We start from the raw sequence: 13864 nt of genomic DNA, 5'->3' as shown, positions 1-13864 counted from the left end.
GGGGAAAGCATAAAGCATTTCCCCTGCTAAATGTCGGGTTTATTGCCGGCAAAAGTGATTGACCAGTTGGCCCAGCAGTTTGCGCGTCGGTTCGATAAACGCGGTGTCGATGTACTCGTCCGGCTGGTGGGCCTGATCGATGGAACCGGGGCCGAGCACTAGGGTCGGGCAGACCTGCTGCACGAACGGCGCTTCAGTGCAGTAGTTGACCACCTGCGTGCGGGTGCCCAGCAGCTCCTCGATCACCGCCACCATGCGGTGGTCGGTCGGGCACTCGTAGCCCGGCACCGACGCATGCAGCTCTTCGATGGTCAGGCGGCCCGGCCAGCGTTGGCTCACCGGCTCCAGCGCCTGATGCATCAGTTCGTTGATGTTGTCGAGCGTCATGCCGGGCAGCGGGCGGATGTCCAGGTGCAGCTCGCAGCAGGCGCAGATGCGGTTGGCCGCGTCGCCGCCGCTGATATGGCCGAAGTTCATGGTGGGATAAGGCACGGCGAACGCCGGGTTGTTGTAGCGCTCCTGCAGGGTTTTGCGCAGCTCCATCAGGCGGCCGATGGATTCGTGCATCAGATCGATGGCGTTGACGCCGCGCGCCGGATCGCTGGAGTGGCCGGACTGGCCGACGATGCGAATGGCGTTGGCCATGTGGCCCTTGTGCGCGCGCACCGGCTGCAGCGAGGTCGGTTCGCCGATGATGGCGAAATCCGGCCGAATGGCGGTGGAGGCGGCGAAATAACGTGCGCCGGCCATCGTCGTTTCTTCATCTGCGGTCGCCAGAATGTACAGCGGCTTGGTCAGTTTGCTCGCGTCGATGTCGCGCACCGCGTCCAGAATAAAGGCGAAGAAGCCTTTCATGTCGGCGGTGCCCAGCCCGTAGAGCTTGTTGTCGTGCTCGGTCAGGGTGAAGGGATCGCGCGTCCAGCGGCCTTCGTCGTAAGGCACCGTATCGGTGTGGCCGGCCAGCAGCAGGCCGCCGCTGCCTTCGCCGATGCTGGCCAGCAGGTTGAATTTGTGGCGCGATTCCGGCACCGGCTGTACGTCGACGCGAAAGCCCAGGTCGGCAAACCATCCGGCCAGCAAGTTGATTAACGCCTCATTGCTCTGATCGAGGCCGGCATCGGTGGCGCTGATCGACGGAGTGGCGATCAACGCCCGGTACAGCTCAATAAATGGAGGTAATTTCATCTTCACTGTTGACAGCCTTTGGTTAGGATAGTATCAATATTCATGCATTTATTTTGAATAAAAATACAGTAAGCCGAAGCGTAAGGGAACCCGATACCCGGATGTTTATAAAAGCATCAACGCCTGGCTCCGTGGGTGAACGGCGCAACAACGCTGGCGAGCCCTGTTACCTGGGTCGCAAGCGACCGCACGTCAGTTTAGAAGGTGAAAGGCCACATGTTGAATACGCTGATCGTTGGTGCCAGCGGTTACGCCGGAGCGGAGCTCACGGCTTACCTGAATCGCCACCCACACATGAACATAACCGCTTTAGCGGTTTCAGCGCAAAGTGCAGATGCAGGAAAGTTGCTTTCCGATCTCCATCCCCAGTTGAAAGGCATCGTCGATCTGCCGCTGCAGCCGTTGACCGACGTCGCCAAGGCGGCGCAGGGCATCGACGTGGTGTTCCTCGCCACCGCTCATGAAGTCAGCCACGATATCGCACCGGCCTTCCTGGCGGCAGGCTGCGTGGTGTTCGATCTGTCCGGCGCCTTCCGCGTGCAGGATGCCGGTTTCTATAGCCAGTACTACGGTTTCGAACATCAGCATGGCGCCCTGCTGGAGCAGGCGGTATACGGTCTGGCGGAGTGGCAGAGCGACAAGATCAAACAGGCGCAGCTGATCGCCGTGCCGGGTTGTTACCCGACGGCGGCGCAGCTGGCGCTGAAACCGTTAATCGAAAAACAGTTGCTGAATCTGGATCAGTGGCCGGTGATCAACGCCACCAGCGGCGTCAGCGGCGCCGGGCGCAAGGCCAGCATGACCACCAGTTTCTGCGAAGTGAGCCTGCAGCCGTACGGCATTTTCACTCACCGGCACCAGCCGGAGATCGCCGCGCACCTGGGCGTGCCGGTTATCTTTACGCCGCACTTGGGCAACTTCCCGCGCGGCATCCTTGAAACCATCACCTGCCGCCTGAAAGCCGGCGTGACCGCGCAGGACGTGGCCGCCGCCTATCACGCCGCCTATGACGACAAGCCGCTGGTGCGGTTGTACGACCAGGGCGTGCCGGCGCTGAAAGCGGTGGTGGGGCTGCCGTTCTGCGACATCGGCTTTGCGGTGCAGGGCGAGCATCTGATCGCCGTGGCGGCGGAAGACAACCTGCTGAAAGGCGCGGCGGCGCAGGCGGTGCAATGCCTGAATATCCGTTTCGGCTTCCCGGAAACCCAATCACTCCTTTAAACCAGCGTGAGTAAACAGCAATGAACCCGTTAATTATCAAGTTAGGTGGCGTGTTATTAGACAGTGAAGAAGCGCTGGAGCGTCTGTTTACCGCGTTGGACAGCTATCGGCAGCAGCACCAGCGCCCGTTGGTGATCGTCCACGGCGGCGGCTGCGTGGTGGACGAACTGATGAAGCAGCTCGCTTTGCCGGTGGTGAAAAAGAACGGCCTGCGGGTCACGCCGGCCGATCAGATCGACATCATCACCGGCGCGCTGGCCGGCACCGCCAACAAAACGCTGCTGGCGTGGGCGATTAAACACCAAATCAACGCCGTCGGCCTGAGCCTGGCGGATGGCGGCAGCGCGGTCGTGACCCCGCTCGATCCGGCATTGGGCCACGTCGGCAACGCGCAGCCCGGCTCGCCCGCGCTGCTCAATACCCTGCTGGGCGCCGGCTACCTGCCGGTTATCAGCTCCATCGGCATCACCGCCGAAGGGCAGTTAATGAACGTGAACGCCGATCAGGCGGCGACGGCGCTGGCGGCGACGCTGGGGGCGGATCTGATCCTGCTGTCGGACGTCAGCGGCATCCTCGACGGCAAGGGGCAACGCATTGCGGAAATGACGGCGCAAAAAGCGGAACAACTGATCGCGCAAGGCATCATCACCGATGGTATGGTGGTGAAGGTGAATGCGGCGCTCGACGCCGCCCGCACCCTCGGCCGCCCGGTGGATATCGCCAGCTGGCGCCATGCCGATCAGCTTCCTGCTTTGTTTAACGGCGTGTCGATTGGCACCCGGATCCTCGCTTAATTTTAGAATTAGAAAGGAATAGATCATGCAAAACCAAGGCATCAAAAAAATCGTTCTTGCGTACTCCGGCGGCCTGGATACCTCGGCCATCATTCCATGGCTGAAAGAGAACTACGGCGGCTGTGAAGTGGTGGCGTTCGTGGCGGACATCGGCCAGGAGCGCAGCGATCTGGAAGGCGTGGAGCAAAAAGCCCTGCAGTCCGGTGCCTCTGAATGCCACGTGGTCGATCTGCGTGAAGAATTTATCCGCGATTACGTTTATCCGGTGCTGCAGACCGGCGCCCTGTACGAAGGCAGCTACCTGCTGGGCACCTCGATGGCGCGGCCGATCATCGCCAAGGCGCAGGTCGAGCTGGCGTTGAAAGTGGGCGCAGACGCGCTGTGCCACGGCGCGACCGGCAAAGGCAACGATCAGGTGCGTTTCGAAACCACCTACACCGCGCTGGCGCCGCAGCTGAAAGTGGTAGCGCCGTGGCGCGAGTGGAACCTGCGTTCCCGTGAAGCGCTGCTGGATTACCTGAAAGAGCGCAACATCCCGACCACCGCGTCGCTGGAGAAGATTTACAGCCGCGATGAGAACGCCTGGCACATTTCCACCGAAGGCGGCGTGCTGGAAAGCCCGTGGAATGCGCCGAACAAGGATTGCTGGGTATGGACCGTCGATCCGCAGGAAGCGCCGGACCAGCCTGAGCAGGTGACCGTTACCGTCGAGAAAGGCCGCGTCGTGGCGGTTAACGGTAAAGCACTGTCGCCGTACCAGTGCCTGGAAACCCTGAACGCGCTGGGCGCCAAGCACGGCGTCGGCCGTATCGACATCGTGGAAAACCGTCTGGTGGGTATCAAATCCCGCGGCTGCTATGAGACCCCGGGGGGCACCATCATGGTGGCGGCGCTGCGCGCCATCGAGCAGCTGGTGCTGGATCGCGACAGCTTCAAATGGCGCGAGCAGCTGGGCCTGGAGATGTCTTATGTGGTGTACGACGGCCGTTGGTTCGCGCCGCTGCGCCGTTCGCTGCAGGCCTCTGCCGAAGCGCTGGCTGAAGAGGTGAACGGCGAAGTGGTGCTGCAGCTGTACAAAGGCCAGGTGACGGCGACCCAGAAAAAATCCGCCAACAGCCTGTACTCCGAAGAGTTCGCCACCTTCGGCGAAGACGAAGTTTACGATCACAGCCACGCGGGCGGCTTTATCCGCCTGTTCTCTCTGTCTTCACGCATCCGCGCGTTGAACGAGAAAAAGAATAAATAACCGATTGGCGTGACTCTGCAAGGGCGCAGCATGCTGCGCCCTTTCGCATAAAAATTCAGGAGTAAAGGTATGGCACTTTGGGGCGGACGGTTCACTCAGGCGGCGGATCAGCGGTTCAAACAACTCAATGATTCGCTGCGGTTCGATTATCGCCTGGCGGAGCAGGATATCGTGGGCTCGGTGGCCTGGTCGAAGGCGCTGGTGACCGTTAACGTGTTGACCGCAGCGGAGCAACAGCAGCTGGAGCAGGCGCTGAATGCGCTACTGAAGGAAGTCCAGGCCGATCCTTTGGCGATCGTCCAAAGCGATGCGGAAGACATCCACAGCTGGGTGGAGCAGAAGCTGATCGAGAAGGTCGGCGACTTGGGCAAGAAGCTGCACACCGGCCGCAGCCGCAACGATCAGGTCGCGACCGATCTGAAGCTGTGGTGCAAACAGCAGATCGGCGATCTGCATCAGGCGATCGTCCAACTGCAGCAGGCGCTGGTGGAGACTGCTGAAGCCAACCAGGATGCGGTGATGCCGGGGTATACCCACCTGCAACGCGCGCAGCCGGTGACTTTCGCGCACTGGTGCCTGGCCTATGTCGAGATGCTGGCGCGCGATGAGAGCCGTCTGCAGGATACCCTGAAACGGCTGGACGTCAGCCCGCTGGGCAGCGGCGCGCTGGCCGGCACCGCTTATCCTATCGATCGCGAGCAGCTGGCCGGCTGGCTGGGCTTTGCCTCGGCGACCCGCAACAGCCTGGACAGCGTCTCCGATCGCGATCACGTGCTGGAGCTGCTGTCCAACGCCGCCATCAGCATGGTTCACCTGTCGCGCTTCGCCGAAGATCTGATCTTCTTCAACAGCGGCGAGGCGGCGTTTGTCGAGCTGTCTGACCGCGTGACCTCCGGCTCTTCGCTGATGCCGCAGAAGAAAAACCCGGATGCGCTGGAGCTGATCCGCGGCAAGTGCGGCCGCGTGCAGGGCGCGCTGACCGGCATGATGATGACGCTGAAAGGCCTGCCGCTGGCGTACAACAAAGACATGCAGGAAGACAAAGAAGGGTTGTTCGACGCGCTCGACACCTGGATGGACTGCCTGCAGATGGCGGCGCTGGTGCTGGACGGCATTCAGGTGAAGCGTCCGCGCTGCCGGGAAGCGGCGGAGCAGGGTTATGCCAACGCCACCGAGCTGGCGGACTACCTGGTCGCCAAAGGCGTGCCGTTCCGCGAAGCGCACCATATCGTCGGTGAGGCGGTGGTAGAAGCGATTCGCCAAGGCAAACCGCTGGAAGCGCTGCCGCTGGCGGATTTGCAGCAGTTCAGCGCGACGATCGGCGACGATGTCTACCCGATCCTGGCGTTGCAATCCTGCCTGGACAAGCGTGCGGCCAAAGGCGGCGTCGCGCCGCAGCAGGTCGCGGCGGCAATCGCCGCAGCGAAACAGCGTTTGGCGTGACGACGACAAGGGCGGCCCTGCGCCGCCCTTGAACCTTTACCCCGCCAGGCGTGCGCACAGGTAACGGTTCAGGCTCACGCCTTCCTCCATCGCGCCGATCGCCAGCCGGCGATGCTGTTCCGGCGTCATGCGCAACACCAGTTTTCCGCTGAAGTTCTTTTCCGCCAGCGCCTGCGGCGGCGTTTCGCCTTGCGCCAGCATATCGGCGATCGTTTCGCTCACCACTTTCTCGATACCCTCCAATGCGCCGGTACGCGTGGCGGCCAGCCAGGACAGCGAGGGGAATTCGGCGCACAGCCCGACATATTCACGATCTTCCGCTGACCAGGTGATGCGATAGGTATAGTGTTCATGCCTTTCCATGTTCTTCCTCCATTTTGGCTCCTTTCTTCGTTTTGGTGTCACTATTGGTATCATTTCAATGTCGACGCATAAAAATGAGCGCAGAAGGGCCGTGAGGCAAGAGGGAAGTGCTACGCAAAAAAACCGGGCCTGAAGGCCCGGTGGGGATGAACGGAGAATAAGAGGTTACTCGCCCGGACAGCGCTGACAGCGCTCGATTTCGGTCGCGCCGAGCTTGAGCTTCGCCTGCAGGTCGCGCAGCGCGGTGCGCAAGCCTTCTTCGATCACCGGATGATAGAACGGCATGTCCAGCATCTGATCGACGGTCATCTGCTGCTGGTGCGCCCAGGCCAGCAGGTGCGCGATGTGTTCGGCGTCCGGACCGATCATTTCCGCGCCGAGGAAACGGCCGGTACCTTGCTCGCCGTAGACGTGCAGAATGCCTTTGTTGCGCAGCATCACCCGCGAGCGGCCCTGATTCTCAAACGAGACGTTGCCCACTTCAAAGCAGCCGCAGGCGCTGAACTTCTCGCTCAGCTCGCGGAAGGTTGAGCCGACCATCGCGATCTGCGGATCGGAGAACACCACCGAAATCGCGCTGCGGCGCAGACCCGGATTGATCTCCGGGAAGCTGCCGGCGTTGGCGCCGGCGATGCGCGCCTGATCGCTGGCCTCGTGCAGCAGCGGCAGTTGGTTGCTGGCGTCGCCGGCAATGAAAATATGCGGCACGCTGGTTTGCATCGTCAGGCGGTCGGCCAGCGGCACGCCTCGGGCGTCGAGCTGCAAGCCGGTATTTTCGAGGCCCAACCGATCGACGTTGGGGCGGCGGCCGGTGGCGGCCAGCACGTAGTCCACCAGGATCTCCTGCGGTTGGCCCTGCAGATCCTGATAGCGGATAAATACGCGGTCGCCTTCGCGCTGCATCATCTCTACCTTCACGTCGGCGTCGAGGTAGAACTCTTCCCCCAGCGCTTTGGCGGCGTAATCGCGCACGGCGCTGTCGGTCAGCGGCCCGACGGCGCCGCCGATGCCGAATACCTTGGTGTCGACGCCGAGGCGGTGCAGCGCTTGCCCCAGCTCCAGCCCGATGACGCCGGGGCCGAATACCGCTACGGATTGCGGCAAGTCATCCCAGTTGAACACGTCGTCGTTGACGATCAGGCGATCGCCCAGTTCGTTCCACGGCGCCGGCCAGCTGGGGCGGGAACCGGTGGCGATCACGATGCGCTGCGCCACGATGCGCGTATGGTCATCGACCTGCAGCGTGTTGTCGTCGATAAAGCGGGCATAGCCCTGAATTTTGTCGGCGGCCGGGATCTCGTCCACGCCTTCCAGCACGAAGCCGACGAAACGGTCGCGTTCGCGTTTGACGCGCGCCATCACCTCGCGTCCGTCGATACGCGTTTTGCCGGTTGGGTGCACGCCAAAGCCAGGCGCGCGCTCGATTTGATGCACCGCTTCGGCGGCGGCGATCAATAATTTGGATGGCATGCAGCCGACGCGCGCACAGGTGGTGCCGTAAGGCCCGCCTTCAATCATCACCACGCTGGGGGTAGACAGTTTGGCCGCGCGGTAGGCGCCGAGCCCTGCGGTGCCGCCGCCGATGACCGCGACATCAACGTTCAACAGTTTCATATCCGCTCCTGAAAGGTAAAAAAAGGGCGGGCCGTAGCCCGCCAAAGTTCACGTTGGCTTTGTTATTACTTATTAAGCTGACAGGAAGGTTTCCAGATCGTCGCTGCCGCCGATGTGACGACCGCCGATGAATACTTGCGGCACCGTGGCGCGGCCGCTGACGGCGCGCAGGCTGACGGTGGTGGCGTCTTTGCCCAGCACGATCTCTTCATACTGAATGCCACGCTCTTGCAGCATCTGCTTGGCTTTGGCGCAGAATGGGCAGCCCGGTTTGGTGAACAGAGAGACCGATTCCTGCACTTTGAATTCCGGCGCCAGGTATTTCAGCATGGTGTCGGCATCGGACACTTCAAACGGGTCGCCCGGCTTGTTCGGCTCGACAAACATTTTCTCGACCACGCCGTTGCGCACCAGCATTGAGTAGCGCCATGAGCGAGGGCCAAAGCCCAGATCCGCTTTCTCGACCAGCATGTTCATGCCTTTGGTGAATTCACCGTTGCCGTCCGGCACGAAGGTGATGTTTTCCGCATGTTGGTCGGCTTTCCAGGCGTTCATCACGAAGGTGTCGTTCACCGAGACGCACAGAATGCTGTCGACGCCGTGTTGTTTGAATACGCTGGACAGCTCGTTGTAACGCGGCAGATGGCTTGAAGAGCAGGTCGGCGTAAACGCGCCCGGCAGCGAGAACACGATAACGGTTTTGTTTTTGAACAGGTCATCAGTGGTCACATCAATCCATTGGTCGCCCTGACGGGTGTGGAAAGTAACCTGAGGAACTTTCTTGCCTTCTTGACTGGTAAACATTGATTAACCCCTTAATTAGGAAAAGTAATTTTTAGCATTTAGCGCGATATCGCTTCGTTGGGACACATTATTGTCGCTGGGGCTTGATAGATCTAATCGCTCATTGCTATCTTATCTATCGCCATGAGCTATCATGGAATGGAGGGAAACAATGAATATTCGTGATTTAGAGTATCTGGTCGCCTTGGCTGAGCACCGGCACTTCCGCCGTGCGGCCGATTCATGCCATGTGAGCCAGCCCACGCTGAGCGGGCAGATCCGCAAGCTGGAAGACGAGTTGGGCGTCATGCTGCTCGAGCGCACCAGCCGCAAGGTGCTGTTCACCCAGGCGGGTCTGTTGCTGGTGGAGCAGGCGCGTACCGTGCTGCGCGAAGTGAAAGTGTTGAAGGAGATGGCCAGCCAGCAGGGCGAAGCCATGTCCGGGCCGCTGCACATCGGCCTGATCCCGACCGTGGGGCCTTATCTGCTGCCGCAGATCATACCGACACTGCACAAAACCTTCCCGAAACTGGAAATGTACCTGCACGAAGCGCAAACTCACCAACTGCTGGCGCAACTCGACAGCGGCAAACTGGACTGCGCCATTCTGGCGTTGGTGAAGGAAACCGAGGCGTTTATCGAAGTGCCTCTGTTCGATGAACCGATGAAGCTGGCGGTGTATTCCGATCACCCGTGGGCGCAGCGCGAGCGCGTGGCGATGCCGGATTTGGCGGGAGAGAAGCTGCTGATGCTGGAAGATGGCCACTGCCTGCGCGATCAGGCGATGGGCTTCTGCTTCCAGGCGGGCGCGGACGAAGATACTCACTTCCGCGCCACCAGTCTGGAAACGTTGCGCAATATGGTCGCTGCCGGCAGCGGCATTACCCTGCTGCCGTCACTGGCGGTGCCGCCGCAGCGCGAACGCGACGGCGTGTGCTATCTGGATTGCTACAAGCCGGAACCGAAGCGCACCATCGCGTTGGTGTATCGCCCCGGTTCCCCACTGCGCAGCCGTTATGAGCAGTTGGCCGAAGCGATCCGCGAGCACATGCAGGGCTACATCGACAGCGCGTTAAAACAGGCGGTTTAAGCCGTTAAGCGCCGCCACCCGGTAGGCTTCGGCCATGGTCGGATAGTTGAAGGTCGTATTAACGAAATACTCGATAGTATTGCCTTCACCTTTCTGTTCCATGATCGCCTGACCGATGTGGATGATCTCCGCCGCACGCTCGCCGAAGCAGTGGATCCCGAGGATCTGCAGGGTGTCGCGATGGAACAGGATCTTCAGGCTGCCGACGTTCATCCCGGCGATCTGCGCGCGCGCCAGATGCTTGAACTGGGCGCGGCCCACTTCATACGGCACTTTCATCGCCGTCAGTTCCTGCTCGGTTTTGCCGACGGAGCTGATTTCCGGAATGGTGTAGATGCCGGTCGGGATATCTTCGATTAGATGGCCGCTGGCTTCGCCGGAAGCGATCGCCTGGGCGGCGATGCGGCCCTGATCGTAGGCGGCGGAAGCCAGGCTCGGATAGCCGATCACGTCACCGACCGCGTAGATGTGCGACAGCGCGGTTTGATACATGCTGTTCACCTTCAGCAACCCGCGGCTGTCCGACTCCAGACCGACGTTCTCCAACCCCAACGAATCGGTGTTGCCGGTACGGCCGTTGGCGTACAGCAGGCAGTCCGCTTTCACCTTCTTGCCGGACTTCAGGTGCACGATCACGCCGTCTTCGGTGCCTTCGATCTTCTCGAATTCTTCGTTGTGGCGGATCACCACGCCGTTGTTCCAGAAGTGATAAGAGAGCGAATCCGACATCTCTTGATCGAGGAACGCCAGCAGGCGGTCGCGGGTGTTGATCAGATCCACCTTGACGTTCAGACCGCGGAAGATAGACGCATATTCACAGCCGATCACCCCGGCGCCGTAAATGATCACGTGGCGCGGTTCATGGCTCAGCTCGAGAATGGAGTCGCTGTCGTAGATGCGCGGGTGATTGAAATCGACGCTGGCCGGATGGTAAGGGCGCGAGCCGCAGGCGATCACGATGTGGTCGGCGCGGATGGTGTCCTGGGTGCCGTCCATGTAGCTGACGCTGACGGTGTTGGCGTCGATGAAGCGTGCGTCGCCGGCGAACAGTTTGCACTGGTTCCGCTCATAAAACCCTTGGCGCATGCGGGTCTGCTGGCTGATGACGTTATCGGCGTGGCGTAAAATGTCAGGGAAGGTCGCGCTGAGCGTGCGCGAGTTGTTGTAAAGCGGGTTCTGGTTGAATTCGATAATGCGGCTGACGGCGTGGCGGAGGGCTTTGGAAGGGATGGTGCCCCAGTGGGTACATCCGCCGCCTACGTTGTTGTACCGTTCGATAACGGCCACGCGGGCGCCCTGTTTCACCAGCCCCATGGCGGCACCTTCACCACCAGGGCCCGAGCCAATCACAATGGCATCAAATTGATAGTGCTGTTGCATGTAGGAGAGACCTGTTTTTTTATACAAGATTACAACGGTATCTTAACATCATAGCGCTGCTCACCCAATCACCATTAGGCTTTTTGAGTCAAAGCACAATCGGCTCAGGGCGGAAGTGTGATAGAGCGCGTTAGTATAAATGCTGTTGCAATAAAATTTGCTATATTGCCGAGTCTAGGGCGTTAGACTGAGAGAATGGAACCTATCCGGATATGCATATGGGCGTCAGAGCACAACAAAAAGAACGGACTCGTCGTTCCCTGATCGAAGCCGCATTCAGCCAGCTGAGCGCCGAACGCAGTTTCGCCAGCCTGAGCCTGCGGGAAGTTTCACGCGAGGCGGGCATCGCGCCCACGTCGTTTTACCGCCATTTCCGCGACGTGGATGAGCTGGGGCTGACCATGGTGGACGAAAGCGGCCTGATGCTGCGTCAGTTGATGCGCCAGGCGCGCCAACGCATCGCCAAGGGCGGCAGCGTGATCCGCACCTCGGTGTCCACCTTTATGGAATTTATCGGCAACAACCCGAACGCCTTCCGCCTGCTGCTGCGCGAGCGCTCCGGCACGTCGGCGGCATTCCGTGCGGCGGTGGCGCGCGAGATCCAGCATTTCATCGCCGAACTGGCGGACTACCTCGAGTTGGAAAACCATATGCCGCGCAGCTTTACCGAAGCGCAGGCGGAGGCGATGGTCACCATCGTGTTCAGCGCCGGCGCGGAAGCGCTGGATATCGACGTCGAGCAGCGGCAGCAGCTGGAAGAGCGGCTGGTGCTGCAATTGCGTATGATCTCCAAAGGGGCGTATTACTGGTATCGTCGCGAACAAGAAAAAGCTTCTGTGTCCCACGTATAAAAAGGTAAACAATGATGGAAAAACCAGGCCGTGAAAATGGCACCTTACTGCTGGCGTTGATTGCCGGCCTTTCGATCAACGGTTCCTTTGCCGCGCTGTTCAGCTCGGTGGTGCCGTTTTCGATCTTCCCGCTGATTGCGTTGGTGCTGGCGGTGTACTGCCTGCATCAGCGTTACCTGAACCGCGCCATGCCGGACGGCATGCCGAAGCTGGCGGCGGCCTGCTTCCTGCTGGGGCTGCTGATGTACAGCGCCATCGTGCGCGCCGAATACCCGCAGATCGGTTCCAACTTCCTGCCGTCGGTAGTGTGTGTGGCGCTGGTGCTGTGGATTGGGGTCAAGCTGAAGGCGCGCAAGACGCTGGATGCGCCGACTCAAGAGCCGTAATGAAACGGGGCGCCATATGGCGCCCCTGTCGTATCAGCGGTGTTTTTCCAGCAACACGCCGCATTCCATGTGATGGGTATACGGGAACTGGTCGAACAGCGCCAGACGGCTGACCCGGTGCGTGGCCTGCAGCGTTTCCAGGTTGGCGCACAGCGTTTCCGGATTGCATGAAATATACAGAATGCGCGGGTAAGCCTGCACCATCTTCACCGTTTCCGCGTCCAGCCCGCTGCGCGGCGGATCGACGAAAATCGTCTCGCAGTTGTAGCCGCTCAGATCGATGCCTTTCAACCGGTTGAATTCGCGTACTCCGTTCATCGCCTGGGTGAAGTCTTCCGCCGCCATGCGGATGATCTGCACGTTGTCGATATGGTTGGCGGCGATGTTGTACTGCGCCGCCGCCACCGACGGCTTGGCGATCTCGGTCGCCAGCACGCGCTCGAAATTGCGCGCCAACGCCAGCGAGAAGTTGCCGTTGCCGCAATACAGTTCCAGCAAATCGCCTTTGGAACCGGCGGTGACCGCCAGCGCCCATTCCAGCATCTGCACGTTCATGGCCGCGTTGGGTTGAGTGAAGCTGTTTTCCACCTGGCGATAGATCATATCGCGGCCGGCGACCGTCAGCACTTCGTCAACATAATCCTGGTCGAGCATGATTTTGGTCTTCGACGCCCGGCCGATCAACTGCAGGTCAAAACCCTGAGCGCGCAGCTCGTCGCGCAGCTGCTCGGCGCGCCGTTGCCAAACGTCATCCAGCTTGCGGTGGTACAGCAGCGAGGCGATGATTTTACCGCTTTGCGTCGACAGATAATCGATCTGAAACAGCTTGTGGCGCAGGATCGGCTCCGGTTTCAGCGCGGCGATCAGGGCGCTCATCAGGCGGTTGATCAGTTCGCTGGCGGCCGGGAATTGATCGACGCGAATACGCTGCTTGGTCTGCTGATCGAACATGATGTGATACATGTCGTCCGCGTCGTGCCAGATGCGGAACTCGGCGCGCATGCGGTAGTGGTCGACTGGCGAGCGGAACACTTCCGGCTCGGGCGCCGCGAACGGTGACATCAACGTCTTCAGGCGGGCGACTTTCTCCGCCAGTTGGTCATCGTAACGTTCAATAGGCAAATTCTCGGGCGTCATGTGTGTCTTCTCGTCAGGCAAATTTGATCAGCGGGGATTGTAGGGAATCAGCCCGTGAAGTCCAGTTTTGTCGCGTTTATTATTTGTAACATTAATAGCAGTCTAGACATCTATTTGCATTGATCGTAGCATTGCCGTCCGGCCTCAAACAGCGAGTGAAAAGGGAATCCGGTGTGAATCCGGAGCTGACGCGCAGCGGTAAGGGGAAGTCACGGCGATAGCGTTTCGACGCAGACACTGTCCATTGCAGGATGGGAAGTCATCGCCCGTTGCCGGTCGCGCCCCGCGGCCCGCAAATCCCAAGCCCGAAGACCTGCCGGTGTTACGTCGCAATGTCCGTGGCCGTCGCGAACTACCGGCCATGATCCTGC

13 protein-coding genes and 1 riboswitch are annotated in these 13864 nt (G+C 60.4%); of the genes, 7 read left to right on the top strand and 6 right to left on the bottom strand.

The annotated features are described in order from the left end of the window. Positions 1 to 39 precede the first annotated feature (39 nt). Positions 40 to 1185: an acetylornithine deacetylase gene (argE, locus tag J0F90_RS23675; RefSeq protein ID WP_015379410.1), complete on the bottom strand. Its 1146-nt coding sequence runs from the start codon at positions 1183 to 1185 to the stop codon at positions 40 to 42. Between the two features lie 216 nt (positions 1186 to 1401). Between argE and argC the strand changes: the two genes are divergently transcribed. The 4 genes from argC to argH all read left to right on the top strand — a co-directional run bounded on the left by argC (position 1402) and on the right by argH (position 5889). Next, positions 1402 to 2406 (top strand): N-acetyl-gamma-glutamyl-phosphate reductase, encoded by a 1005-nt coding sequence (argC, locus tag J0F90_RS23670; protein WP_015379409.1) that lies wholly within the window; start codon positions 1402 to 1404, stop codon positions 2404 to 2406. Positions 2407 to 2426: 20 nt separating this feature from the next. Then, positions 2427 to 3200, top strand: coding sequence for an acetylglutamate kinase (argB, locus tag J0F90_RS23665; RefSeq protein WP_016929723.1), 774 nt, complete (start codon positions 2427 to 2429; stop codon positions 3198 to 3200). Between the two features lie 25 nt (positions 3201 to 3225). Continuing rightward, positions 3226 to 4446: an argininosuccinate synthase gene (locus J0F90_RS23660; protein WP_004931061.1), complete on the top strand. Its 1221-nt coding sequence runs from the start codon at positions 3226 to 3228 to the stop codon at positions 4444 to 4446. Positions 4447 to 4515: 69 nt separating this feature from the next. Further along, positions 4516 to 5889, top strand: a complete 1374-nt coding sequence (argH, locus tag J0F90_RS23655; RefSeq protein ID WP_016929724.1) for an argininosuccinate lyase — start codon at positions 4516 to 4518, stop codon at positions 5887 to 5889. Between the two features lie 36 nt (positions 5890 to 5925). On the opposite strand, the gene J0F90_RS23650 is transcribed toward argH, so the two are convergent. The 3 genes from J0F90_RS23650 to J0F90_RS23640 form a co-directional block, all read right to left on the bottom strand. Beyond that, positions 5926 to 6252 carry a type II toxin-antitoxin system HicB family antitoxin gene (locus tag J0F90_RS23650; RefSeq protein ID WP_016929725.1) on the bottom strand — a complete coding sequence of 109 codons (327 nt, stop codon included), beginning with the start codon at positions 6250 to 6252 and terminating at the stop codon, positions 5926 to 5928. Between the two features lie 165 nt (positions 6253 to 6417). After that, positions 6418 to 7866 carry a dihydrolipoyl dehydrogenase gene (locus J0F90_RS23645; RefSeq protein WP_033639150.1) on the bottom strand — a complete coding sequence of 483 codons (1449 nt, stop codon included), beginning with the start codon at positions 7864 to 7866 and terminating at the stop codon, positions 6418 to 6420. 72 nt (positions 7867 to 7938) lie between these two features. Continuing rightward, the gene (locus J0F90_RS23640) at positions 7939 to 8670 is read right to left on the bottom strand and encodes a glutathione peroxidase (protein WP_015379403.1); all 732 of its coding nucleotides are present in this window, start codon (positions 8668 to 8670) and stop codon (positions 7939 to 7941) included. A gap of 151 nt (positions 8671 to 8821) precedes the next feature. Between J0F90_RS23640 and oxyR the strand changes: the two genes are divergently transcribed. Further along, a complete protein-coding gene (gene oxyR, locus J0F90_RS23635) occupies positions 8822 to 9739 on the top strand; it encodes a DNA-binding transcriptional regulator OxyR (protein WP_015379402.1) in 918 nt (305 codons plus the stop codon). Here the strand turns inward: oxyR and sthA are convergent. Next, positions 9722 to 11119, bottom strand: a complete 1398-nt coding sequence (sthA, locus tag J0F90_RS23630) for a Si-specific NAD(P)(+) transhydrogenase (RefSeq protein ID WP_004931047.1) — start codon at positions 11117 to 11119, stop codon at positions 9722 to 9724. The genes oxyR and sthA overlap by 18 nt on opposite strands. Positions 11120 to 11337: 218 nt before the next feature. Between sthA and fabR the strand changes: the two genes are divergently transcribed. Together fabR and J0F90_RS23620 are read left to right on the top strand one after the other, a co-directional pair. Continuing rightward, positions 11338 to 11970, top strand: coding sequence for an HTH-type transcriptional repressor FabR (gene fabR / locus J0F90_RS23625; protein WP_004931044.1), 633 nt, complete (start codon positions 11338 to 11340; stop codon positions 11968 to 11970). Positions 11971 to 11984: 14 nt separating this feature from the next. Continuing rightward, the gene (locus J0F90_RS23620; RefSeq protein WP_016929728.1) at positions 11985 to 12356 is read left to right on the top strand and encodes a YijD family membrane protein; all 372 of its coding nucleotides are present in this window, start codon (positions 11985 to 11987) and stop codon (positions 12354 to 12356) included. Positions 12357 to 12389: 33 nt separating this feature from the next. Here the strand turns inward: J0F90_RS23620 and trmA are convergent, their stop codons facing one another. Next, complete coding sequence (trmA, locus tag J0F90_RS23615; RefSeq protein ID WP_033639151.1) at positions 12390 to 13493, bottom strand: tRNA (uridine(54)-C5)-methyltransferase TrmA; 1104 nt, start codon at positions 13491 to 13493, stop codon at positions 12390 to 12392. Positions 13494 to 13615: 122 nt separating this feature from the next. Continuing rightward, a riboswitch (cobalamin riboswitch) is annotated at positions 13616 to 13828 on the top strand. Positions 13829 to 13864: the final 36 nt, after the last annotated feature.

The organism is Serratia marcescens subsp. marcescens ATCC 13880 (genome assembly GCF_017299535.1).
In the GTDB taxonomy this organism is placed as follows: Bacteria; Pseudomonadota; Gammaproteobacteria; order Enterobacterales; family Enterobacteriaceae; genus Serratia; species Serratia marcescens.
The sequence above is the reverse complement of the archived record's forward strand: the minus strand, read 5'-3'. Positions and strand labels throughout refer to the sequence as shown.